Genomic DNA, 22254 nt, shown 5'->3' on the forward strand with positions numbered 1-22254 from the left:
GCGCTACCGAATGAGTTGGAGGAGAGTGATATGCTATATAGTTATTTTGTCGAGAAATCGATCCGAAAGAGCTTCGATGACGTCAACAATCATCGCTGGGATGCGGCGGTGAAAGCACTCGCGCCGCATGTCCATCATCGGGTTGGCGGCGCCCACGCGCTTGGTGGAGAGCGCCACGACAAGGAAGCCCTGCGCCGCTGGTTTGAACGCCTCGGCCGTGTTCTGCCCACCCTCCGTCTCACGGTCAATCACATCTGGGTGGAGGGCTGGCCATGGCATACCACTGTGTTTGCCCAGTGGGATGGCACCGCGACCCTGCTCAACGGCGACACGTCGTACATCAACCGAGGTCTCCACGTGTTTACCCTGCGGTGGGGCAGGGTCCATGCGCTGGAGGAATTTTACGATTCACAGGCAGCGGCTCGCGGTCTTGCCCTCCAAGCGGCAGCGGGCCTCGAAGAAGCTGCCGCCGAACAGATAACAAGCTAGCTGAAACGTCGCCTTTTTACGATCCTCCGCAATGCGGAGGCTCGGCACATTCTTCGACAGGCTGTACGGGCGGCTTCTGGGTAGACGCGAAATTGCATCCATAGCCCGTACGAGGCGCAAAGCGGTCAGTCAGGATTCCGCTGCGAAGGCTTGCTTTGCGTCCAGACCTCCTCCTCTACTCCTGTCCCCGCTTCTGCGCGATCAGATCGAGGCGTTCGCGGTCGGAGCGTTCGCGTTCGTCGCGGTTGCGCACGTCCTTGTAGGCGCGCTCGACCATGTTGGTGCGCGCGGTTGCCGACGCGACGAGGCCGGCCTCCTTCCTGGCGCTTTCGAGGTTCGCCTCCTGGCGCACGACGGCCTGGGCGATGCGGCGGTGGTAGAGATCGGGGAAAAGGCCGGAGAGGGAATTGTCCTTGTCGAAATGCTCGACCAGTTCCTTGGCCTCGGCTTCGGCGGCATTTGCGGCGGCGAGGAGGGTGGCGTGGCGCGTCTCGTGCAGCGCCTTCAACTGTTCCTGAACCTTGACCAGCTTCTTCAGGCGGTCCTTGCGCGTGCTCATGTCACCTCGCCAGCGTCAGGTCGACAAAGCCGTCGACGAACAGCGACAGCATGGAGCCGACGGCGAAATAGAAGATGAGCATGCCGCCGGCGATGACGAAGGGCTGAGAGATGAAATAGATCGGGATCTGCGGCGTCAGCTTGTTGACGAAGCCGATCGTCAGGTTGACGAGAATGGCATAGGCGACGAAAGGGCTGCCGAGGCGGATGACCAGGAAGAAGGTGTCCGACACCGTGTCGGCGACATCGACCAGTGCCGCCTGCGGGTTGAAGAAGACGTTGACCGGCGCGACCGTATAGGACGTCACCAGCGCGCGTATGATCTCATGGTCGAAGTCGAAGACGAACAGCAGCAGCAGTGCCGAGAACGAGATCATGGCGGCGAGCGCCGCCTGCGGTTCGGGCTCCTCGATCGCTGGCCCGCCCGAGCCGCCATAGCCGATCAGCATGGCGATGGCCGACCCCATGAAGCGCAGGGCTTCCATGTAGAGCCTGGTCATGGCGCCGATCAGGCCGCCGACCAGGAGTTCGGAAACGATCATCGGCACCAGGATCTGCGGACGCGGATCGACGAAGGGAAAGATCTTGTCCCACAGGAAGGCGAGCAGGCCGCCGGTGGCGGCGACCGCAACGAACAGCCTGACCTGCACCGGGATGCGGGCGCTGGACAGGCCGGGCATCAGCATGAAGCAGGCGCCGATGCGGCAGAAGGCGAGGAACGCCGCGATGACGACCGCTTGCGAGAGAACGCTCACGATATGGTCCCGAGCACCCTGATCTCGACGCCCTTGGCGATTTCGACATGCGAGAGCACCGGCAGCGTGGTGAACAGCCGCTCGATGATCATGCGCACATAGGGGCGCGCGTCGGGCGCGGTGACGAGGACGAAACGCTCGCCGGCTTCGAGGAATTTCTTGATCGCCTTGGTGGCGTCCTGGCCGAATTCCTCGAGCTGGCGCGGATCGATGTCGAACTCGCGCACCTCGCCCTTGGCGTCGCGCTTGAGGCTCTGGTGGAAGGCGAGGTCCCAGCGGTTGCCGAGACGCAACACCTTGAGCACGCCGCCCTCCGAAAGATCGCCGCAGATCTGCTGCGCCATGCGGATGCGGACATGCTCGACGATCTGCTCGGTGCGGCGCACATGCGGCGCGATCTCGGCGATGGCCTCGATGATCAGGTGCAGGTTGCGGATCGAGACACGCTCGGCCAGCAGCAGCTTCAGCACTGCCTGCAGGCCGGGATAGGAGATGTGCGTGGTGCAGATCTCGTCGGCGAGCTTGCGGTATTCCTGATCCTGGCGCTCGAGCAGCGCCTTCATGTCCTTGTAGGACAGAAGCTGCGGCAGGTTGTTGCGGATGACCTCGGAGAGATGGGTGAGCAGCACCGACATGTTGTCGGCAAAGGTGTAGTTCTCGCGCTTCAGATCCTCGGCGAATGTTTCCATGACGGAATAGGCACGCATGCCGAAGGCCGGTTCGCGGATCTCCTCGCCCGGAATTTCGGGAACGTCGCGGTTGCCGAGCAGCACCATGATCTCCCCGACGCGCATCGAATATTCGGCGACCACCGTTCCGTGCACCTTGATCTGATAGCTTTTCGGCGGGATGGCGAAATCGTCGGCGACGCGCACTTCGGGCACGACGAAGCCATATTGCTGGGCGAACTTCTTGCGCATCTTGGCCATGCGGAAGACCAGCTCCTGATGCGAGACCAGCAGCCGGGTCGAAAGCTGCTTGCCGATCAGAAGCTCGATCTCGGCGGTGGCGAGCGAGGCCTTGACCGAGTTCTTCTCTTCCTCGGCCTTGGTCGCCTTCTCCTGGTTCTTCAGCGCCTCGGCCTCGGCCATGGCCCGGTTGTGGCGCATCGGAATGACATAGCCGAGGCCGGCCATGCCGCCGGCGAGCGCGAAGAAGGGGAAGAAGGGCAGGCCTGGCATCAGCCCGAGCAGCACCAGCAGCGCCGCCGCCACATAGAGCGCGCGCGGATGCGCGCCGAGCTGCCCGAACACGGCCTGGTTCGTCGAACCGCGCGTACCGCCCTTGGAAACCAGCAGGCCGGCGGCGAGCGAGACGATGAGCGCCGGGATCTGGGTGACCAGACCGTCGCCGACCGACAGCTTGATGAACACGTCGGCGGCCTCGCCCATGCCCATGCCGTGCCTGATATAGCCGATGGCGATGCCGCCGACGATGTTGATGGCGGTGATGATGAGGCCGGCGATGGCGTCGCCGCGGACGAATTTCGAGGCGCCGTCCATCGAGCCGAAGAAGGAGGATTCCTCTTCCAGCTCGCGGCGGCGCAACTGCGCTGTCTTGTCGTCGATCATGCCGGCGGAGAGGTCGGCGTCGATCGACATCTGCTTGCCGGGGATGGCATCGAGGGTGAAACGGGCGCCGACCTCGGCGATACGGGTGGCGCCCTTGGTGATGACGATGAAGTTCACCACGATCAGGATCATGAAGACGATCAGGCCGATGACGAAATCGCTGGCCATGACCAGTTTGGAGAAGCCGGCGATGACGTAGCCGGCTGCATGCGTGCCTTCATTGCCGTGCGACAGGATCATGCGCGTGGTGGCGATGTTAAGCGATAGCCGCAGCATGGTAGCGATGAGCAGTACGGTCGGAAACGAGGAGAAGTCGAGCGGCCGCTGGATCCACAGTGCCACCATCAGGATCAGCACCGAAAGGGCGATCGAGAAGGCAAGGCCGACGTCGATGAGAAAGGCCGGGATCGGCAGGAACAGCACGGCCAGGATGATGACGATGCCCAGCGCGAAGAAGACGTCGCGACCGTTCTTGGCCACGGCGCCGGGCTGGATGCTTTCGCTTATCGCCATTCTAGTCCTCGAAAACCGTGGGCTGCCGAGCATGCGACAGCCCGGCGAGGGTAGCTGGCCAAGCTTGCGCGAGGGTGGGAGAGTGGCCTGCCCAACCATCGAAAGGAAATCTCATGCTGCTGGTCATCGGCACGGTTCGTCTGCCACCCGACAAGCTCGAACAGGCAAGGCCAGCGATGGAACGCATGGTTGTCGCCAGCCGTGCCGAGCCCGGTTGCCTCGCATACTCCTATGCGCAGGATGTCCTCGATGCCGGGTTGATCCGGGTCACGGAAGTCTGGAGTGACAGGGCGGCGCTCGACGCACATTTCGCCGCGCCACACCTTGTGGACTGGCGCGCAAGCTGGCCGGCGCTCGGCATCGGCGAGCGCAATCTCGTGCTCTACGAGGCCGGCGACCCGAAGCCGACCTGACCATCGGCGGCCGGACGGGCTCCCTCCCAAAGGGCGCGCGGGCGCCGTCATTGTGGTTGCCATGCGGTGCCGCTCGGCGTATCAGCACGGCAGTGTTTTCAATGCCTTGCTGATGTCGGCGAGCCGCTCCGGTGCTTACCAAAAACCAATCGCCCAGGAATCAACCGCAAGTCTACGCTCGCCGGCTGCGCGCGGTGCTCATCAATTCGATCCCGCTGCTCGAAGCGCGAGGCATAGCGGTTGTCGTCCTTGCCGGCATCGTCGGCGTGATGGCGGGCATACTGGTCACCGCGATGAGCCAGATCGTGCAGGACCTGCACGGGCTGTTGTTCGGCGTGCAGGCCGGCGGCCGGCTTTCGGGCATGTTCTCCCTCGCCCACCCCATGCAGGCCCTGATCCCGGCGATCGGCGGCATCCTGCTCGGGCTGACGGTGATCTGGCTGAGAAAGCGGAGATTCCGCACGCCTGTCGACCCGATCGAGGCCAACGCGCTCTATGGCGGTCGCATGTCGCTGACCGATACGTTCATCATCGCCGGCCAGACCATGCTCTCCAGCGGTTTCGGCGCCTCCGTCGGGCTGGAGGCCGGCTACACGCAGGTCGGTTCCGGCCTGGCTTCGCGGCTGGCGCGGCTGTTCAAGCTGCGCCGCAACGATGTCCGCATCCTGGTCGGCTGCGGCGCCGCCGGCGCCATCGCGGCGGCTTTCGACGCGCCGCTGACCGGCGCTTTCTATGGTTTCGAACTGGTCATCGGCATCTATTCGGTCGCCAATGTGGTGCCTGTCATGACCGCGGCGATCTCCGCCTCGCTCACCGCCGAGATGTTCGGCGGCGTGCCGTTCCCGCTGGAGCTTGCGGGCCTGCCGGCACTCACGGCCAGCCAGTACGTGCCCTTCCTGCTGCTTGGGCTGCTTGGCGGGGCCGCCTCGATCGCCATCATGCATCTGGTGACGCTGGTCGAACGCGCCTTTGCCAAGCTGTCGGTCGATGCCTCGCTGCGTCCCGTCATCGGCGGCGTCATCGTCGGCCTGCTCGGGCTGGTCACGCCGCAGGTGCTGTCGAGCGGCCACGGCGCGCTGCATCGCGAATTCGCCATGAACTATGGGCTGAGCGTGGTGGCCAGCGTCTTCGTGCTGAAGCTGGCGGCTTCCGCGATCTCGCTGGGTTCGGGGTTTCGCGGCGGACTGTTCTTCGCTTCGCTGTTTCTTGGCGCCCTGCTCGGCAAGGCATTCGCCGATGTGATGGCTTTCATCTCACCGTCGACCGGCATCGATTCCGCCGTCGCTGCCGTCGTCGGCATGACATCGCTGGCGGTCGGCGTCGTCGGCGGGCCGCTGACGATGACGTTCCTGGCGCTGGAATCGACCCGCGACCTGACGCTAACCGGCGTCGTCCTGGCGGCCTCGATCATGGCGGCGATCCTGGTGCGCGAGACCTTCGGCTACTCCTTCTCGACGTGGCGCTTTCATCTGCGCGGCGAGACGATCCGCAGTGCCCATGACGTCGGCTGGATGCGCAGCCTGACCGTCGGCTCGATGATGCGCAAGGACATCAAGACCATCAATGCCGACACGACGCTTGCGGCCTTCCGCAAGCAGGTGCCGCTGGGTTCGGCCCAGCGCGTCATTGCCGTCGACGCCGGCGATCAGTATGTCGGCGTGCTGATCGTTGCCGAACTGCATAGCGACCTGTCCGACGGCGAGACGGCGGTGCGCGATCTGGCGCAATACAAGGATGCCGTCCTGGTGCCGAGCATGAACGTGCAGTCGGCCGCCGAGACCTTCCAGCGGGCCGGCGCCGAGGAGCTGGCCGTGGTCGAGGATTTCACCGACCACATCGTGCTCGGACTGCTGACCGAGGGTCATCTGATGCGGCGCTATGCCGAGGAGCTGGAAAAAGCGCGCCGGGACCTGTCGGGCGAAGGGTAGGTCGGGCGAAGGTAGGCTGCCGAGCCGGCCCGGCTGAGCTCGTGCAAGGCGAAGCTGCCGTGGCCAAGCTTGTTCTCCGCCCTACTTCAGCAAATCATGGCCGACCGCGCACCATATCCGCCGCTCAACACGTTAAAGCTGGTTTCGAAGGACATCTGGATCGTGGATGGCCCGGTCATCCGCTTCGGCATGCCTTGGCCGAAAATGCGGTTTCCGACGCGGATGACCGTCATCCGCGTCAACGACGGCGATTTGTTCGTCCATTCACCCACCTTGCTGACAGAGAGCCTCGAGGCCGAGATCGCTGGATTGGGCAAGGTCCGCTACATCATCGGGCCGAACCGGATCCACTATTGGTGGATTCCGATGTGGCGCAGGGCCTTTGCGGATGCGGGTATCTGGCTGGCACCGGGCATTCGCGAGCAGGCGGGCGACAGGATCGATTTCGAGGCGAACGAGCTTGGTGCCGAGAGGGGCTACCCGTGGGACGATGACCTCAAGTCGCTGCCGGTGGAAGGCAGCTTCATGACAGAGATGGTGTTCTTCCATTCCGTCAGCCGAACATTGATCCTGACAGACCTGATCGAGAACTTCGAACCGCGGAAGCTTGGCTGGCCGTGGCGCTGGCTTGCCAGGGCGGCTGGTGTCGTTGATCCGGATGGCAAGACGCCGCGCGATTTGCGATTGACCTTCCCCAGGGGGCAACTCAAGGCGGCAGTCGAAAAGATGCTAGAATGGAATCCGGAACGCGTGATCATGGCGCACGGCCGTTGGTACGAACGCGATGGCGTCGCCGAACTGAAGCGCGCGTTCCGCTGGCTGGGTCCGCTCTAACGCTTTGTGTTGATGCAAGCCCGGACGAAAACGTCTTCGCGCTATCCTGCACTCCTAATGCTCGATCGGGCCCTTTGCCATGACCAGCGCCGTGCCCGCGGTTGTCGGGCGCTCGATCACGCGGCGCACCCGCGGCGGCTCGTCGCCGCTGTGCAGCGCCCGCAGGCGCTCGCCGACCATGGCGTCGGCTTGGGTGATGCGGCCGTTGTGCCTGACATATTCGAGCCAGGTCGGCGTGTGGTAGTGCTCGATCCAGATCGCCGGATTTTCGAGATCGCGCGCCAGCGTCCAGTTGCGGGCACCGTCGCGGCGGCGGATGCGGCCGCGCTCGGCCATGGTGGCCAGGAACTCCGGCACGTCCTCGTCGCGGATGATGTATTCGATCATGATGGCGATGGGGCCGCTGCGTGGCTTCAGGTCGAGCGCGAGATGCGGCTCCTTGAAGCGGTTGAGCGGATCGAGGTTCAGCACCTGCTGCTGCGGCAGCGGCAGCACGAGGCCGATGGCGCCGCCAGCCAGCATGGCGATGGCCGCCGCGATCAGCGCTGTCCCGGCGCCATGCGCGTCGGCGACGATGCCCCAGATCCAGCTGCCGAGCGCGATGCCGCCGAAGGTCGCGGTCTGATAGACCGACAGCACCCGGCCGACGACCCAGCGCGGCGTCGCCATCTGCACGGTGACGTTGAAATGCGAAAGCGCGATCACCCAGCACGCGCCGCCGACCAGCAGGCCGAGCGATGTCTGCCAGGCGTTGTGGCTGACGGCGGCATTGAAGGCGCAGACGGCGAAGCCGGCGAAGGCCGAGCGCACCATGGTCTCGCTGGACAAAAGCTGGCGCAGCCGCACGCTGATCAGCGCGCCGCCGACCGCGCCGATGCCGAAGGCGCCCAGCATGATGCCATAGGTCAAGGCATCGCCCTTGACGACGTCGCGCGCCACCAGCGGCAGGAGCGCCAGCACCGCGCCGGCGCTGAAGCCGAAGGCGGAGCCCCTGACCAGCACCTTGCCGATGTTGGGCGACATGGCGACATAGCGCAGGCCTGCGCCCATGGCCGCGCCAAGCGATTCGCGCGGCAGCGTCGATGGCTGAACCTGCGGCTTCCAGCGCGCCAGCACGACGATGAGACCGATATAGCTCACCGCGTTGGCCGCGAAGGCGGCCGCCGCCCCGGCTGCGGCGACGATGATGCCGCCGATCGCCGGACCGACGCTGCGGGTCAGGTTGAAGCCCATCGAGTTCAACGCGACGGCGGCCGGCACCTTGTTGCGGGGCACGATGTCGCCGACGGAGGCTTGCCAGGACGGGCTGTTCAGGGCCGTGCCGCTGTCGATCAGGAAGGTGAAGGCAAGCAGCGTCCACGGCGTCATCAAGCCGGAATAGGTGAACAGGGTCAGAAGCACCGAGACGACCAGCATGAAGGTCTGGGCGACCAGCATAACCTTGCGCCGGTCGAAGCTGTCGGCGATGGCGCCGGCGACGAGCGCGAACAGCATGATCGGCAAGGTGGTCGAGGCCTGCACCAGCGCGACCTGATAGGGCGAGGTGGCGATCGTGGTCATCATCCAGGCGGCGCCGACGCCCTGGATGAGGCCGCCGAAATTCGACACGAGGCTGGCCGACCACACGGCGCGGAAGATGCCGTGCCGGAACGGCGCCAGCGCCGAAACGCTCTCGCTCTCCGGCTTTTCGTCAATCATAGGAAAGGCCCTGTCATGGCTTGCCGATCGTTGCGGTGATCCGTTTCCCCGGATGGTTTGCCGAAACTATGGCATCGTGCCGCAAAGAGCGAACGTCCTGAAAAAAAGATCATGGTCCAACAAGAGGATAGAGGAGGACCACGCAGCCGTGCGGCGTTGCTTCGACGCCGCGCCGCGGATGCAGCCCTATGCCGTACACGGTCCGCATCGGCGACAGCAGGCTGCTGCCGGTAAGTCGTCGGGACAGAACGGGCCGGCTCGCCGCAAGCAGCTAGAACCCGTTTTCAATGCGCTCGAAGACGACGTTGGTGAAGGCCGATATCTGGCTGCCGATGAAGGGACCGGTCAGCGCCGCCACGAGCATGATGGCGACGATCTTCGGCACGAAGGTCAAGGTGATCTCCTGGACCTGCGTCAGGGCCTGGATCAAGGCGATGCCGATACCCACCGCCATGGCGACCAGCACCACCGGGGCGGATGCGGTCAGCACCGTCCACACCGCGTACTGGACGATGTCGAGTGCGTCGGCCTCGTTCATGGGATCGGCCCGCCGGAGCCGTCAGCTTGCCGCCTTGACCGAGACGCCGGGGCCGACCGCGATCTCGGTGCCGTTGCCCAGCACGGCGATAAGGCCGCTGCTGGCAAGGCGCACGGACGCGACGGTGCCCGTCGTGTTGCCGTCGGCGGACGTTATCGAGCGCCCGATCAGCGCATCGGCCTGCGACAGCGCCGAGGACTGCATGATCTGGTCCAGCTTGGTATTGGTCTGCACAGACTGCTCGACCTGCGAGAAGGTGGCGAGCTGGGCGACGTACTGTGTCGAATCCATCGGCTTGGTCGGATCCTGGTTCTTCATCTCGGCGATCAGAAGCTTCAGGAAGGACTGGTAGTCGACAGCGGTCTTGGAGGTCTGCTGGCTGGCCTGATTGGTGCCAACCGGTATCGTCGTCGTCATGTCCACGGTCATCAGCGTGCTCCCACAGCCAGCGGACGCGAGGCGCCCGGAACGTCGTCATTGCCGCCCAGCGCGCGGCGTTCGAGCGGATAGAGCGACCGGATCGCCTTTAGCGCCTCGTAGATGTGGTCCTCGCCGACCATGCGGTCGATCTGTTTCAGCGCACTGCCGATCTCGGCGTCCTCGAAACTTGCAAGCAGCAGCGGCAGGGAGCGGCGGAACATTTCGCGCGCCTCGCCGGCGCCGGCCGGATTCATGAGCATCACCTGGAGGATGAAATACAGCTGCTTGAGCGGCGTCGAGGCGTCATCGGCCTGGATCACATGGCTTTCGAGCAGGAACTGCACGTCGTTCATCAGTTCGACGGTGACCTTGCGGTCGACGCGGATGACGGCACCGTTGATGTAGATCTTCTCGTTCGGCTTCAGCGATATCTTCAGCGTGTTGGTCATTGAATGCCGTCGCGGATGATCTGGGATACCTCGATCAGTCCCTCGAAATTCTGGGTGCGGCCCTGGCGGATGTCTTCCGCCTCGCGCAGCAGCCAAAGGCCGATCGAAATCAGGTTGGCGCGCAGTTCCTTGGGAAGCGCGTTGTCGTTGGAGCCGAGATCCTCGACAAAGGCGGTCCAGACGCGGTTGGTGAAATGCAGCGCCTCCACTGCCTCCATCGAAGCGGGGCCAAGGGCGGCGGCCGCCGCCAGCATGTCGATCGAGCGGGTCAACAGCTCCCGTTCACGGTCCTTCGCATCGGCGACAGAGGTGCTCTGGATGTCGGCGTAGGAGAATTGGTACATCGTTGGCTCTACCGTTCCGGTTCAGAGTTGTCAGGTCAGGTAATTCAACAGGCTGAGCTGCTGGAGCCGCGCCGTCAATGCGAAGGAGGTCTCGATGTGCTGCGTCAGGTCGGCGACGCGGGTCGCGGCTTCGGCCGGGTCGACCGCTTCAAGATCGAGAATGTGGCGCTCGAACAGGTCGACCTGCGTCTTCATGCGGTCGACAGCGTCGGACACGCGCTTCTGGACGATGCCGGTTTCGGACTGAACCTGGCCGATGCCGCTCAGCGCTTCGCCGACCAGCGACTGCGAGCGGCCGACGGTGGTGTCCTTCGCCGCCTGGCTGATGTTGGTCGACATCAGGCTGGAGACCATGGCCGCCGCCATGGCGAGCTTCTTGATGCCGTCGCTGTTGGCGCTGGTCGAGGTCGCGGTGGTTTCGTTGAGCGCGATGCGGCTGACGATCTGCTGGTCGGTGGCGTTCGACCAGTTGGCCTGCCAGCCCGAACCGAAGAACTGCGGCTCGACGTCGTTGGTGATGAAATCGTCCATCTGGGCCGCGGTGATGTTTGCCGCGGCGGGGTCATCCGGCGTGAAACCGAAATTGGCGACAAAGGAGGCGTCGAAGGCAGCCTTGGCGGGTGATCCGGCCGCTGTGAAATCGTTGATCGGCTTGACGTCGGTGTTGGTGCCGGCAAACAGATACTCGCCGTTGACGCTGGTGTTGAGGATCGAGGCGAGCTGCTGGACGGCCGTCTTGCCGGCCGACTGGGTGAGGTTGGCGGAAGAATCGCCCGACGTTGAGGTGGTCAGGCTCGACAGCAAGGTCTGCGCGACGCTGGAGAGCTGGCCGAGCGAGGTCTGCGTCGAGGAGAGCCGGGCGGCCACCAGGCCGTTGGAATCGATAATGACATTGAGCCGGTCGAGATCGCGCGAGAAGGTGACGGACTGGGCGGTGCGTCCGCCCAGCGCCAGGCCGACATCGGCGACCCTGCCGGTCGAGGACTCCTTCGTGGCTTTGACGAGCTCGGCCTGCATGCGCATCTGCTGATAGCGCATGGCGTTCGAGAGAGCGGCCGAAGAGACTGAGGTCATGGATTATCCCACCGCGCTGAGCAGAGCCGCCAACATGTCGTCGACGGTTTTCATCATTCGGGCCGATGCCTGATAGGTATGTTCGAGATCGAGAAGCAGCGACATTTCCTGGTCGACATTGACGCCGGTGGCGTTGGACAGCGCCTCGGCGCTGCGCGATGCCAAAGCTTGCTTGGCGTCGGCTGCGGTCGACGCCTGCTGGCGCACGCCCTGGAGCCACCCGATCGAATTGGCGGCATAATCGGCAACGCTCGACGTCGCCGAAATCCCGGCGGCGGGGTCGAATGTCATCGGCTGATCGAGCCGGTCGCCATAGGCGACCAGAAGGCTGGAATAGGAGGCGCCGCCGGTGTTGACGACATAGGCCGCGCCGTTGGCGCCGCCGTCGCGCAGCAGTGCCGGATTGCCGCCGACACTTGGATCCATGGCGGCATTGACGCTGATCGTGCCGGCAAGGCCATTGACCAGCGTGCCAGCGGCCGGCACCGCCGGCGCGCCAGACCAGGTGAACAGCCCGGCGGCGTTGGGCATTGACGGCGCGGTCTCGGCGAAGGCCGTGATCAGGCCGCGCGCGGTCTCGTCGAGCTGGCTCTGCATGGTCGAGGCCACGCCATCGCGCAATTGCAGCAAACCGGCAAGCTTGCCGCTGGCGCTGGTGTTGCCGCCGGTTCCCGCCGAGATCGGCACGTTATCGATGTAGAGTGCGTTGCCGACGGTACCGGCGCTGTAGCCGGAGGATGGGGCGAAGCTGACCGTTCGCGGGATGGTTTCGAACAGCGTCGTGCCGTCACCCGTGGTGATGACCATGTCATTGTCGCCGCGCGTGAAGGTCGAGACCGGAACATAGTCCGAGATCTTCTTCAAAAGCGCGTCGCGCTGGTCCAGCGCATCGGACACGTCGGTGCCGGAGCGCGTGCCTGATATGACAGCCTGGTTGGCATCCTGGAACTGGCTGAGCAGCGAGTTAAGATCGTCTACCGCGGTGGCGATCTGGCCGTCGGTCTGGGTGCGAAAGTCCTGAATGGCCCTGGAGCCTTCGTTCAGGGAACGCACGACCTGCTTGGCTGCGTCGATGACGCTGGAGCCGAGATTCTGGTTCGAGGGCGAGGTGGCATAGAGCTGCAGCGCCTGCTGCAAATTGCCGATCGCGGTCGAGGGAGAGGACGCATTGTCAACGCCATTGACCGAAACATCCAGCTGATCCAGGCCGCTATAGAGCGCGTTTTGGCCGCTGTACGCCGACAGGGCGCTGAGATTCTGGCGGAAGAGCAGGTCGTTGGCTACGCGCTGGATATCAACCGAGCGCGCGCCCGGCGCCGTGCTGGTGACGACGGCGATGCGGCGCGTATAGTCCGGATTGGAAGCGTCGGCGACGTTGCGCGAGACAACGCTGGTCTGCCGAGCGGTGTTCATAAGCGCCGATTGGGCGATGCTCAATGCGGTGGAAAGCGACATGCGGGTCTTTCACGGGCGTTGCCCGGTTTTATCTCTTCAGGTTGACAAGGACGTCCATCAGGTCGGAACCGGTCTGGAAGACTTTCGAATTGGCGGTGTAGCTGCGTTGCGCCGCGATCATGTTGGTCAGTTCCTCGGCGATATCGACGTTCGAATTCTCGAGCGCGCCGGAGATGATGGAGCCGAGCTTGCCTTCATTGGCAAAGCCGACGCGGACCGCGCCGGATTCGGTGCCCTGCGAGTACACATTGCCGGGCAGCGCGGTGAGCTGGTCGGGACTCTGCACATCGGCCAGCGGGATCTTGTAGAGCGGCTTGGTGGAGCCGTCCTTGTACTGGGCGTAGATGGTGCCGTCCTTGCTGATCTGCACCTTGTCGATGGTGCTCGGCGCGTTGCCGTTGACCTGAGCGTCCGAAACCGTGAAGCCGGTGCCGAGCTGGGTCAATGCCGACAGATCCAGTGAAAAGGTGCTGCCGTTGGGCACGGTGAGCGAGACGCTGTCGACGGCGCCGGTGAGCTTGCCCGTGGTCGTGTCGAAGGTCAGGTTGGCCGAGCCAAGCGCGCCGCCGGTGTAGGGGAATGACGTTCCGGCGGTCGCCTTCGACTGGTCGAAGACCGACACCTGCCAGGTGCCGGCGCCGGTGTTGGTGAAATAGACGTCGAGCAGCTTCTTGTTGCCGAGATTGTCATAGGCGACCATCGAGGATTTCGAGGTGTACTGCGCGCCTGCGGCGTTGGTGGTGGGCAGGTTGCCGGCCGCGACCGGCGTCGCGCCTGCGGGCAAGTTGCCGCTGTAGAGACCCTCGGTGCTCGGGGTCGCGGTCATTCCCTGGTCGGAGATGACGACCGGGACCAGTCCTTCAAAACCGTTCACCGTCGCCGCCGGCACGCCATTTTCGTAGCTGTAGGCCATCAGCTGGAAGCCGGCCGAGTTGACCAGCCTGCCCTGTCCATCGGGAACGAAGGCACCGGCGCGGGTCAGGAAAGGCGTACCGCTCGGGTCCTGGACGACAAAGAAGCCGTCGCCGCTGACGGCAAGATCGGAGACAGAGGTGGTGTATTGGAGCACGCCGGGATCGCTGACCGCCTGCCGGATCGTGGTGGTGATGCCGCCGGAATTATAGGCGCCGCCCGTCGATGGCATGACCAGTGTTGAGAATTCGGCGGATGACCGCTTGTAGCCGGTGGTATCGGAATTGGCGATGTTGTCGGCTGTCGTCGACAGACGGTTGGCCTGCGCGTTCATGCCGGAAACGCCGGTCCGCATCATCCCGTAGAGGCTCATCGAAATGTCTCCGCAATGTCCATGCCACTGGCAGCGAGGCTACGCGTCCTGTCTTGCGCGAGGCTGGCGCGGCGGTGCATCAGAACACCAGCCGGTAGCCGAGGAAGCGCTTGGAATCGATCGGATCGGTGCCCAGCTTCTCGCGCAGCTTCTTGCGCAGCTTGCTGATGTGGCTTTCCACCACGTTCTCCTCGACCTCTTCGTCGAAGATGCCGTAGATGGCGTTGAATACTTGGGTCTTGGTGACGCGGCGGCCGCGATTGCTTGCCAGATATTCGAGAATGCGGCGCTCACGGCGCGGCAAGGGAAGCGGCTGGCCATTGATTTCAGGGTCGCGGCCATCCATGAAGATGCGCATGGCGCCGATCTCGGTAAAGGCGGCATCTTCGTTGGCGCGGCGGCGGATGGCTGTTATGCGAGCCAGGATCTCGCGGATATGGACCGGCTTGCGGATGACGTCATCGACACCGCTCTCGAACAGCCGCAACGTGTTCTCCAGCGAATGCTGCTCGCTGAGAGCAATCACCGGGGCTCCGGTGCGGTCGCGGATCTGGCGCGGAGAGATCGCGCCTTCGCGGCAGTCGCCGATGAGGAAGGCCCGGACCGAGCGCAGATCGGCATCGGCCGCCGAGTTCACCCACTCGCCGAATTCGCCGGAAGCGAAGCCCGCGCAGGCGATGCCCTCGCGGTCAAAAAGTGAATTGTATCCGTCTGTCACGAGCTCTCGCTCGTCAACGATAACGATCATCGGCCCCGCCTCCGAATCAGCTCATCTGCCCCGTGGGGAAAGCCGTATCCGCTGGCAGGAATCCTGAACAACCGTCATTTCTTGTAACTAGTTTCTTGGGAGTCCGGAATCGCATCGGTTGCATTAGCATGGGGTGAGATATGCTTGGTGCTCCAAGTCCCGGCCAAGTCGAAGCGCAACGCCGAGACTTTGCGACCGATTGCATGAGATGCAACAATACACTCATGGATTGCAGAACGTGCGAGCGTTGCCGGTCCATTTGCCGAAGCCTGTGGCCACCATGTTTGATATCACGCGGCAGACATAGACCTTCTGCGCCGGGTCGTTGTCGGGCCCCGCGTGATAGCGGGCGACAGCCATCGACCAGGTCACGTGACGGGCATGAAGGCTGGCCAGGAAACGCGCCGCATAGTCGACATTCTGACGCGGATCTAGCATGTCCTCGACGCTGCGAAAATGCGCGCCGTGGTAGTGGTGATTGATTTGCATGCAGCCGAGATCAATCAGCGTCTTGCCTTCGCGTCGGGCATTGGCGAAGGTGGCAAGAGCTTCCGCGCGGCTTGTCGGGAAGACCGCTTTTCCTTCTATATTCAATGCGTTGGGCTGCAAGCTGCCCTTCTTGCCGGTCTCGGTCAAGCCGACGGCATAGAGGATGCCAGCCGGCACGCCGTAGCGGTCGGCGGCGCGCAGGATCTCCGGTTCGCAAGCATTGGCGGCGGCAGCGGCGGCGCTCGCAAGACTAGATAAAGATATCGCCGCCAGCACGCTCGCGAGAAGGCGAAGCGGGGCGGCCGTGTGCTTGCGCGTCATCATTGTGTCTTCCGGCGGATTGCTGGCCCGGTTGCTGGCCGCCGGCGCCGCTGTTGCCGCCGCCGGAATTCCCGGGTTGAAAGGACGACTGGTCGCGGCCCGCCGCCGTCTGCAAGGATGCGGTCGCATCAGTGCGGGTCGTTGCGGGGACCGCTACCGAAGGTTGTAGTATCGTGACCTTGTCAACCTCGAAGCCGAGTCCGCGCAGGGACTTGACGATGGCATCGCTATCAGAGGACAGCCGGTGGTAGGCGTCATGTGTTTGAGGCTTTAACTCAATCGAAAGTTGTTCTCCGGAGAGGCGAAGATTGGCGGTGACCATGCCAAGCTCGGCCGGATGAAGTTCGATCTTCAACACATGTGTCGCGGCGGCAACAGGGCCTGTCAGTTGCGCAGTTGCGGAGTGTGTCGAAAGCGTCGTTTTCGGGCCGCCATCGGCTGTTATGGCGCCGATCACGTTGAGGGCGGCCTGGCTCATCGGCGCCTGCGGCGGGGCAGGGAAGCTGCGCTCGGAAACCACGTCGATGCGCCCTGCCGCCGACAGTTGTTTTCCGGGCTCGTGCCGCAACGAGGACTGAACATCGGCCATGGATTTCAGCTGCGGTGCCGCCTGCTTCGGATCCAGGTCCGGCACTTCGGCCGGCGCTGTCTGGGGCAGTGGCCCGGCCGCGATCGCATTGTCGCGTTTTGGCCTGCCGGCGGCGTCGTGGACGGTCTGGCCATCGAGCTTGGTCAGCGACCCATCCACGAGCGATGTCCGCTCGGGCTTCGAGATCGGTTCGAGATCGTCATGCCCGGCGGCGGATTTCGGCCGGTAGGCCTTCGGCAGGAGCTGCCCGTCGAGCGCCGGTTCCTGTCCGGTTTCGCTCGTATCGGCCGGTCTGGCCGATGTCGAGAAATGGCGCAGGTCATGGAACGCGATCAGCAACGGCAGATGGTCCTCGAGCGGCGTCGTACCTGTCTCGGCCGCTGCGCCATCGGCGTCCTTGTCCGGCTCGGCGGTCGTGTCGTCCCTGGCTGTTTTCGCGGCCGGCATTCCGCTGGATGGGATCCTTGCCTTGCCAGCCGGCAGTGGCTCGTCCTTCTGCCCGGCAGGACCGGCGGCAAACCTGCTCCAGCGCTCATCGCGCGATTCGGCCCCGGCTGCCGGATACTTGTCCGGGTGGGCCGGCCCGGCCTTGTCGTCCAGCATCTTGCCGAAACCCGTGTCGTCATTTTTTCCGGTCGCCGGCTGTTCCGCCGTCGTGCGCGCGGTGGTGATTCCCGGCAGCGCCGGACCGAGGCTGGGGGTCATTTCGGAGCGGCTCCAAGCATCTGGTCGATCAGGTCGAGCTGTCGACGGGTTTTGACCATGGCGGCATCGGTTGGGTCTGACGTGTCGGTGCTGGCCGCGGCCACCGGCGCCGATGCCGGCAGGACAGTTGCCGCATCGCCCGGAGCCGGCGGGTTCGGCGCAGCTGCCACTGTGTCGCCGGATGGCGCGACGGCCGGCTGTTCGGAGACAGCACCCTCGACGGGCGGCAATCCGGCGGCGTCGGTGGACTGCGCGGCGGCAGGCTCGGGCTCGTGCGATGGCATGACTTCGGCAGGTGCCGGGCTGGCGGTCGGAAGGGAAGCGGGCGGCGCCACCACTTCGCCGGCGATGGCCTCGGCGGCGTCGAGCAGCGCGCGGTCGCCGTCCGACAGCCGGCTGCGGTCGATCTTGCCCAGCTTGGCGCGCACGTCCTCGATGGTACCCGATGTCACGGTGGACAGGCTTGAGTAGAGCAGGGCGCGCGGATCGCCCTGATTGGTGTTGCCGTCGCGGCCTTGCTCGGCCCGCGCCGAGGCGAAGGCGGACAGTTCGTTCAGGCCGTCGATCGCGGCGCGGCGGGCGATGCGCAGATAAATGACCTTCTCGCGCTCGGGATCCATCATTGAGGTGATATCGGCCAATTTGTCCTGGCTGATCGACATGTGCAGCTCAATCACGCCCGAGACGAAGGAGTCGGCGAACTGGCTGGCATAGGGCGAATAGAGATAGCGCTCGACATATTGTGTGGAGGCAAGCGCAAAGCGCGCCGCGTCGCGCTGCGCGACCGCAATGCCGACCGAGCGGCGCAATGCCGCCTCCTCGACCAGTGTCCCGGGGCCGAGCAATTTCGCCTCGTCGAGCAGCACCAGCGCCGCGGCCGGCTGGTCGCTGGCGAGCAGCGAACCCTTGACCAGGGCAAGGAAGGCGGCGAGGTCGCTGGGCTCCGCCATCGGATCGACCGGCTTCAAGGCTTCGATGGCCTCGCCGGGGCGGCCGTTCAGGTAATCGATGACGCCCCTGGCAAGGGCTAGGTCCCGCGCATCGGCGGTGGCGCGCGACACGGCCGCCTCGACGGTCACCGGGTTGCCGCCGCTCATGCCGTAGACCAGCAGCGCGCGAAAATTCTTCGGATCCCTGAAATCGTCCTTGTCCGCCTCGCGCAAGCGCGTATCGATCATCTCCAGCAGCTTGGACTGCATCGGCAGCGCGGCGTGGTCGCCGACGGCGATACGGTCTTGAATAAGCTGCAGCGAGCGCACCAGCTGATAGGGCTGCAACGAATCCTGGGCGAGGGCGGCCGTAGGCTGGCCGGCCAACAGCAAAAGGCCCATCAAGCGGCTGGTGAAGACCGCCCGCTTCATCCGCCGGTCGCCATCAGTATCTCGATGCGGCGGTTCACCGCCGACAGCGGATCGGCGGGGTCCTTCGGCTGGCGGTCGGCGAAGCCGGCGACTTCGGTGATGCGGCGCTCGTCGACGCCGCCGCGCACCAGCATGTAGTACGCCGAATGCGCGCGCGCCGTCGACAGCCGCCAATTGTCGTAGCCGGCGCTGCGGAACGGCCGCGCGTCGGTGTGGCCGTTGATGCTGATCGTGCCCTTCTGGCTGTTGACGATGCGGCCGATCTTTTCCATCGCGAGCACCAGCTCACGGCGCGGCATCGCGGAGCCGACCTCGAACATGCCGAAGTCAAGCTGGTCGGTGATCGAGATGAGGACGCCTTTGTCGGTGGCTTCGACCGAGACGCCGTCGTGCAACTTGTCGCCAGGTTTGAAGGCCTCGGCCAGCTGCTGCCTGACATCGGCCGCAGCCTTAAGCGCGGCCGCGCCCGGCTTCTTTTCGCCGGCATCGGGCTTGGCCGCCTCCTGGGCGGCGGCAACCTTGGCGTCCGCAGGCCCGGCGGCGCCGGCTTTCGCATCACCCGCCTCGGCGATTGCCGTTGTGGCCTTGCCGTCCTTTGCCAGAGGTTCAAGCGGCGCCGCGATGACCGGCGGCGCAGGCGGCACGGCCTTGACCTTGGCGACCTGCGCCTCGGCGGCCTTGTCGCCGGGCTTCACCGGATCACCTTCGATCCTGGCGCGCTGCGCGCTGGCCTCGGCGCCCGGCGAGGCCACCTGCTGAGACCAGAAATCAGGCTCGAACGGATCGCGATAGGAGGCGCCGCCGGAAGCGCCCGTTGCCGGGCCGGCACTCTGCGCGCCGCCATCGCCCTTCTGGCTGACGTTCTGCATGATGCCGGTGTTGGTGGCGATTTCCGAAAGCACCGCGTAGGGATCGGCGAACAGGTGTTCGTCGGACTGCTCGGACTGCTGCGGCTCCTGCTTTTCCTTTTTGGGATCGGATGAACCCGCGCCGCCGGCTCCATCCTGTCCGGCCTTGGTGGCCGCCTCTTCCGGATTGTCGGCGGTCAGCCCGATGGCGCGCGGACCGTCGCCGAGATCCTCCAGGCCCTTGCGGCTCGACGTGCGGTCGACCAGCTTGACCGGATTGAAATAGCTGGCGACCGCCGCCTTGGTCTGTTCGTTGGCGGCGTTGATCAGCCACATGACCAGGAAGAAGCACATCATGGCCGTCATGAAGTCGGCGAAGGCGATCTTCCAGACGCCACCGTGATGGCCCTCCTCGTGGTCGTCATGGCCGCGACGCACGATGATGATCTCGTGCCTGGCCTGATCGGCATCGGCGACGCTCATGCCAACACCTGGGAGAGCGTTGCCGACCATTCGGCCATGCGCGTCTCGAACACCGCTTCGTCGATGGAGACCGTGAGATCGAAGCCGGGAGCTTCGATGAAGTCGAGATTGGCGGCGCGCGCTCCGAGCGATGCCTTCAGCGCTTCGAAAAGGGAAAGCGGGCCGCGAACGACTATGCGCACCGCTTCGCCATCGCCGACCGCCTCGCGGACCGCACCGGCAAGCGCTTCAAGCGAGCGCTTTTGCAGGTCGTCACTGACGATGCCGCCGATGATGCGGGCGACCGTGGCGGCGACGAGGTCCGTCACGCGCGCCTCCATGGCATCGATGCGCAGCGAGACCGCCTCGCCGACATCGCCGCCGAAGCTCTCGAGAAAGGCCTTCGCTTCCTCGGCATTCGCCCGGCGTTCAGCGTCCATCGCTGCTTCGTGGGCAGCCGCAAGCCGCTCGCCAAGCGCCGCCTCCGCCTGGGCGACCGCTTCGGCGATCAGCGTGCCGATATCGGCTTGCGGCGCGGCTGCTTCCGGCTCGTGCTCGGCGGCGGCCCTCGGCTGGCTGACACGTTGCGGGCGCGGGCCGAAATCCGGCAGGAGATCGAAAAGGGCTAGGGAAGGCATGGACTACACCGCGACTTCCTGGGCCGCCCATTTGCGCAGGATCTGCGCTGTGCGCTCCTCGTTGAGGTCGACCATGCGGGCAAGCCGCTCCTGCGGCGCGGGCCTGATCTTCTGGCGCAGGTCGTCGAGCGGCGTGGAACCGGCGCGCACGCCCGGCAACGCGCCGACGGCCGAGCCGGCTTCGGCGGAAGCCGTGCCCTCCGGCGTCGGCAGCGAGCGCTGGACCTCGTCGAAATTGGGACCCGCTATGGCCGGCGTCGCCTTTGCTGTCAGGGCCGCCGCCATCGGGCGCAGGCCGAAGAAGGCCACCAGGAACACCACGACGATGAAGGCGCCGGCATTGATCAGCGTGCCGGCATGCTGGCCGACGGAATCGAGCATTCCGGCTTGCGGGACCGCCTCGCCGTCGAGCCCGTCGATGAACTCGACCGCCGAGACGTCGATGACATCGCCGCGCTTGTCGTCGAAGCCGGTGGCAGAGGTCACCATCTTCTGGATGTCGGCGACGCGCTTGGCAATCTGTTCGGGCGTGGCGTCCTTGCCCAGGATCGCCTTCAGCCGATCCTGGTTGACGACCACGGCGATAGACATCTTGGTGACGCTGTAGCCGTTGGAGACGGTGGCGATCTTCTTGGAGTTGATCTCGTAGTTGGTGATCTCTTCCCTGCGGTCGTTCTGCGAGGAGGATTGCGGACCCTCGGTGGCGGTCGTCTGCGTCTCGGGCAGGTTCTGCTCGACGCTGGCCGGGGTGGAGGCCTGCTTCTGGTTGTTGTTCTCGTTGGCGCGCACCGACTGCACCGAACGCTCGACGCGCGACTCCGGATCGAAGATCGTCTCCTCGGTCTGGCGGGTATCGGTGTTGACGTCGGCCTTGACGCTGGCGCGGAAATTGTCCGGGCCAAGATACGGGGTGAGGGCGCGCCGGATGTTGTCACCGATCTGCGCCTCGACGGTCTGCTCGACGCCGAGCGTGCGGGCGGCACTTGTGTTGGAGGGATCGTCTCCCGCCGCCAGCAGATTGCCGTTGGAATCGAGCACCGTCACCTTGTCGGCCGACAGGCCAGGAACGGCGGCGGCGACGAGATGGCGGATCGACATGGCGCTTTTCTCGGCGTCGATGCCGGCGTAGCGGATGACGACCGACGCGGAGGGCTGCTGCTCGTCGCGGCGGAAATTGGCACGCTCGGACATAACGATATGGACGCGCGCAGCCTTGACGCCCGCGATCGACTGGATGGTGCGCGATATTTCGCCCTCCAGCGCGCGCACACGCGTGATCTGCTGCATGAAGGAGGTCAGGCCGAGCGAGCCGACATTGTCGAACAGTTCATAGCCGGCATTGGCGCTGGTCGGCAGGCCCTTTTCGGCAAGCAGCATGCGGGCCTGCGCGGTGGTGCCGGCCGGGACCAGGACCGAGGTTCCGTCGGAGCCGACGTCGAAGCCGATGCCGGCCTCGCCCAGCACGAGGCCGATCTGGTTCACGTCGGCGCGGTCGAGCCCGACATAGAGCGTGTCGTAGGCCGGACGGTTGAGATAGACGGAAGCGACACCGATGACGCTCATCACCAATGCGGCGATGCCCGCCAGCATGGCCAGGCGCTTCACGCCAAACCCGCGGAGATTCGCGATGATGCTCTGGATCTGTTCCGGCACGGTCGACTACTCCCAGCATGACTGTCCGCTGGAACACTAGCCCTCGAAGCTTGTGCGAAAATGAAATCGGGCCGCGCTCGGCGCGCGGCCCGTCAACCTTGAGGTGAAGACGTCGA

At 64.9% G+C, this 22254-nt stretch carries 22 protein-coding genes; 4 read left to right on the forward strand and 18 right to left on the reverse strand.

Going from position 1 to position 22254, the window contains the following annotated elements:
* The first annotated feature begins 30 nt into the window (after positions 1-30).
* Positions 31-489 carry a nuclear transport factor 2 family protein gene (locus FJ942_RS04805; protein ID WP_140560321.1) on the forward strand — a complete coding sequence of 153 codons (459 nt, stop codon included), beginning with the start codon at positions 31-33 and terminating at the stop codon, positions 487-489.
* Positions 490-664: 175 nt separating this feature from the next.
* Here the strand turns inward: FJ942_RS04805 and FJ942_RS04810 are convergent, their stop codons facing one another.
* The 3 genes from FJ942_RS04810 to flhA are packed head-to-tail and all read right to left on the reverse strand — an operon-like array spanning position 665 to position 3886.
* The gene (locus tag FJ942_RS04810) at positions 665-1048 is read right to left on the reverse strand and encodes a hypothetical protein (RefSeq protein ID WP_140496242.1); all 384 of its coding nucleotides are present in this window, start codon (positions 1046-1048) and stop codon (positions 665-667) included.
* 1 nt (position 1049) lies between these two features.
* Positions 1050-1802 carry a flagellar biosynthetic protein FliR gene (gene fliR, locus FJ942_RS04815; protein ID WP_140496241.1) on the reverse strand — a complete coding sequence of 251 codons (753 nt, stop codon included), beginning with the start codon at positions 1800-1802 and terminating at the stop codon, positions 1050-1052.
* Positions 1799-3886: a flagellar biosynthesis protein FlhA gene (gene flhA, locus FJ942_RS04820; protein WP_140496240.1), complete on the reverse strand. Its 2088-nt coding sequence runs from the start codon at positions 3884-3886 to the stop codon at positions 1799-1801. Before flhA ends, fliR begins: the two co-directional genes overlap by 4 nt.
* Positions 3887-3999: 113 nt before the next feature.
* Between flhA and FJ942_RS04825 the strand changes: the two genes are divergently transcribed.
* From FJ942_RS04825 to FJ942_RS04835, 3 genes are all read left to right on the forward strand, one after another.
* Entirely contained in the window at positions 4000-4299 is a 300-nt protein-coding gene (locus FJ942_RS04825) for a putative quinol monooxygenase (RefSeq protein WP_140556597.1), read from the forward strand.
* Between the two features lie 131 nt (positions 4300-4430).
* Positions 4431-6227: a chloride channel protein gene (locus FJ942_RS04830; protein WP_140513652.1), complete on the forward strand. Its 1797-nt coding sequence runs from the start codon at positions 4431-4433 to the stop codon at positions 6225-6227.
* A 96-nt stretch (positions 6228-6323) separates the two neighbouring features.
* On the forward strand, positions 6324-7061 hold the full coding sequence (locus FJ942_RS04835; protein ID WP_140761409.1) for a DUF4336 domain-containing protein: 738 nt from the start codon (positions 6324-6326) through the stop codon (positions 7059-7061).
* A 54-nt stretch (positions 7062-7115) separates the two neighbouring features.
* Here the strand turns inward: FJ942_RS04835 and FJ942_RS04840 are convergent, their stop codons facing one another.
* The 15 genes from FJ942_RS04840 to fliF all read right to left on the reverse strand — a co-directional run bounded on the left by FJ942_RS04840 (position 7116) and on the right by fliF (position 22138).
* Positions 7116-8759, reverse strand: coding sequence for an MFS transporter (locus tag FJ942_RS04840; protein ID WP_140522340.1), 1644 nt, complete (start codon positions 8757-8759; stop codon positions 7116-7118).
* Between the two features lie 271 nt (positions 8760-9030).
* Positions 9031-9297, reverse strand: a complete 267-nt coding sequence (gene fliQ, locus FJ942_RS04845) for a flagellar biosynthesis protein FliQ (RefSeq protein ID WP_140496235.1) — start codon at positions 9295-9297, stop codon at positions 9031-9033.
* A 21-nt stretch (positions 9298-9318) separates the two neighbouring features.
* A complete protein-coding gene (gene flgD, locus FJ942_RS04850; RefSeq protein WP_140560323.1) occupies positions 9319-9726 on the reverse strand; it encodes a flagellar hook assembly protein FlgD in 408 nt (135 codons plus the stop codon).
* Positions 9726-10166, reverse strand: coding sequence for a flagellar biosynthesis repressor FlbT (gene flbT / locus FJ942_RS04855; protein WP_140496233.1), 441 nt, complete (start codon positions 10164-10166; stop codon positions 9726-9728). The genes flgD and flbT overlap by 1 nt, the downstream gene beginning before the upstream one ends.
* On the reverse strand, positions 10163-10510 hold the full coding sequence (flaF, locus tag FJ942_RS04860) for a flagellar biosynthesis regulator FlaF (RefSeq protein WP_140496232.1): 348 nt from the start codon (positions 10508-10510) through the stop codon (positions 10163-10165). Before flaF ends, flbT begins: the two co-directional genes overlap by 4 nt.
* 30 nt (positions 10511-10540) lie before the next feature.
* The gene (locus FJ942_RS04865; protein ID WP_140897293.1) at positions 10541-11584 is read right to left on the reverse strand and encodes a flagellar hook-associated family protein; all 1044 of its coding nucleotides are present in this window, start codon (positions 11582-11584) and stop codon (positions 10541-10543) included.
* A gap of 3 nt (positions 11585-11587) precedes the next feature.
* Positions 11588-13039, reverse strand: a complete 1452-nt coding sequence (gene flgK / locus FJ942_RS04870; protein WP_140560324.1) for a flagellar hook-associated protein FlgK — start codon at positions 13037-13039, stop codon at positions 11588-11590.
* A gap of 28 nt (positions 13040-13067) precedes the next feature.
* A complete protein-coding gene (locus tag FJ942_RS04875) occupies positions 13068-14324 on the reverse strand; it encodes a flagellar hook protein FlgE (RefSeq protein ID WP_140522332.1) in 1257 nt (418 codons plus the stop codon).
* 79 nt (positions 14325-14403) lie between these two features.
* Entirely contained in the window at positions 14404-15072 is a 669-nt protein-coding gene (locus FJ942_RS04880) for a response regulator transcription factor (protein WP_140496228.1), read from the reverse strand.
* Between the two features lie 222 nt (positions 15073-15294).
* A complete protein-coding gene (locus FJ942_RS04885; RefSeq protein ID WP_181169824.1) occupies positions 15295-15882 on the reverse strand; it encodes a transglycosylase SLT domain-containing protein in 588 nt (195 codons plus the stop codon).
* Positions 15812-17074 (reverse strand): flagellar hook-length control protein FliK, encoded by a 1263-nt coding sequence (locus FJ942_RS04890; RefSeq protein WP_246679663.1) that lies wholly within the window; start codon positions 17072-17074, stop codon positions 15812-15814. The genes FJ942_RS04885 and FJ942_RS04890 overlap by 71 nt, the downstream gene beginning before the upstream one ends.
* 98 nt (positions 17075-17172) lie before the next feature.
* Complete coding sequence (locus FJ942_RS04895; RefSeq protein WP_140496226.1) at positions 17173-18537, reverse strand: chemotaxis protein MotC; 1365 nt, start codon at positions 18535-18537, stop codon at positions 17173-17175.
* Positions 18534-19868, reverse strand: a complete 1335-nt coding sequence (locus tag FJ942_RS04900; protein ID WP_140522326.1) for a MotB family protein — start codon at positions 19866-19868, stop codon at positions 18534-18536. The genes FJ942_RS04895 and FJ942_RS04900 overlap by 4 nt, the downstream gene beginning before the upstream one ends.
* On the reverse strand, positions 19865-20485 hold the full coding sequence (locus FJ942_RS04905; RefSeq protein ID WP_140496224.1) for a hypothetical protein: 621 nt from the start codon (positions 20483-20485) through the stop codon (positions 19865-19867). The genes FJ942_RS04900 and FJ942_RS04905 overlap by 4 nt, the downstream gene beginning before the upstream one ends.
* Before the next feature lie 3 nt (positions 20486-20488).
* Positions 20489-22138 carry a flagellar basal-body MS-ring/collar protein FliF gene (gene fliF, locus FJ942_RS04910; protein WP_140496223.1) on the reverse strand — a complete coding sequence of 550 codons (1650 nt, stop codon included), beginning with the start codon at positions 22136-22138 and terminating at the stop codon, positions 20489-20491.
* Between the last annotated feature and the right edge of the window lie 116 nt (positions 22139-22254).

Origin of the sequence: Mesorhizobium sp. B2-4-2, from assembly GCF_006442845.1 — a bacterium.
Lineage (GTDB): Bacteria > Pseudomonadota > Alphaproteobacteria > Rhizobiales > Rhizobiaceae > Mesorhizobium.

What these genes read in the sequence shown, in the direction of transcription:
- FJ942_RS04805 (WP_140560321.1), top strand. Translation starts at nt 31, where the DNA reads ATGCTATATAGTTATTTTGTCGAGAAATCGATCCGAAAGAGCTTCGAT.
- FJ942_RS04810 (WP_140496242.1), bottom strand. Translation starts at nt 1,048, where the DNA reads ATGAGCACGCGCAAGGACCGCCTGAAGAAGCTGGTCAAGGTTCAGGAA.
- flhA (WP_140496240.1), bottom strand. Translation starts at nt 3,886, where the DNA reads ATGGCGATAAGCGAAAGCATCCAGCCCGGCGCCGTGGCCAAGAACGGT.
- FJ942_RS04825 (WP_140556597.1), top strand. Translation starts at nt 4,000, where the DNA reads ATGCTGCTGGTCATCGGCACGGTTCGTCTGCCACCCGACAAGCTCGAA.
- FJ942_RS04835 (WP_140761409.1), top strand. Translation starts at nt 6,324, where the DNA reads ATGGCCGACCGCGCACCATATCCGCCGCTCAACACGTTAAAGCTGGTT.
- FJ942_RS04840 (WP_140522340.1), bottom strand. Translation starts at nt 8,759, where the DNA reads ATGATTGACGAAAAGCCGGAGAGCGAGAGCGTTTCGGCGCTGGCGCCG.
- fliQ (WP_140496235.1), bottom strand. Translation starts at nt 9,297, where the DNA reads ATGAACGAGGCCGACGCACTCGACATCGTCCAGTACGCGGTGTGGACG.
- flgD (WP_140560323.1), bottom strand. Translation starts at nt 9,726, where the DNA reads ATGACCGTGGACATGACGACGACGATACCGGTTGGCACCAATCAGGCC.
- flbT (WP_140496233.1), bottom strand. Translation starts at nt 10,166, where the DNA reads ATGACCAACACGCTGAAGATATCGCTGAAGCCGAACGAGAAGATCTAC.
- flaF (WP_140496232.1), bottom strand. Translation starts at nt 10,510, where the DNA reads ATGTACCAATTCTCCTACGCCGACATCCAGAGCACCTCTGTCGCCGAT.
- FJ942_RS04865 (WP_140897293.1), bottom strand. Translation starts at nt 11,584, where the DNA reads ATGACCTCAGTCTCTTCGGCCGCTCTCTCGAACGCCATGCGCTATCAG.
- flgK (WP_140560324.1), bottom strand. Translation starts at nt 13,039, where the DNA reads ATGTCGCTTTCCACCGCATTGAGCATCGCCCAATCGGCGCTTATGAAC.
- FJ942_RS04875 (WP_140522332.1), bottom strand. Translation starts at nt 14,324, where the DNA reads ATGAGCCTCTACGGGATGATGCGGACCGGCGTTTCCGGCATGAACGCG.
- FJ942_RS04880 (WP_140496228.1), bottom strand. Translation starts at nt 15,072, where the DNA reads ATGATCGTTATCGTTGACGAGCGAGAGCTCGTGACAGACGGATACAAT.
- FJ942_RS04885 (WP_181169824.1), bottom strand. Translation starts at nt 15,882, where the DNA reads ATGACGCGCAAGCACACGGCCGCCCCGCTTCGCCTTCTCGCGAGCGTG.
- FJ942_RS04890 (WP_246679663.1), bottom strand. Translation starts at nt 17,074, where the DNA reads ATGCTGGACGACAAGGCCGGGCCGGCCCACCCGGACAAGTATCCGGCA.
- FJ942_RS04895 (WP_140496226.1), bottom strand. Translation starts at nt 18,537, where the DNA reads ATGAAGCGGGCGGTCTTCACCAGCCGCTTGATGGGCCTTTTGCTGTTG.
- FJ942_RS04900 (WP_140522326.1), bottom strand. Translation starts at nt 19,868, where the DNA reads ATGAGCGTCGCCGATGCCGATCAGGCCAGGCACGAGATCATCATCGTG.
- FJ942_RS04905 (WP_140496224.1), bottom strand. Translation starts at nt 20,485, where the DNA reads ATGCCTTCCCTAGCCCTTTTCGATCTCCTGCCGGATTTCGGCCCGCGC.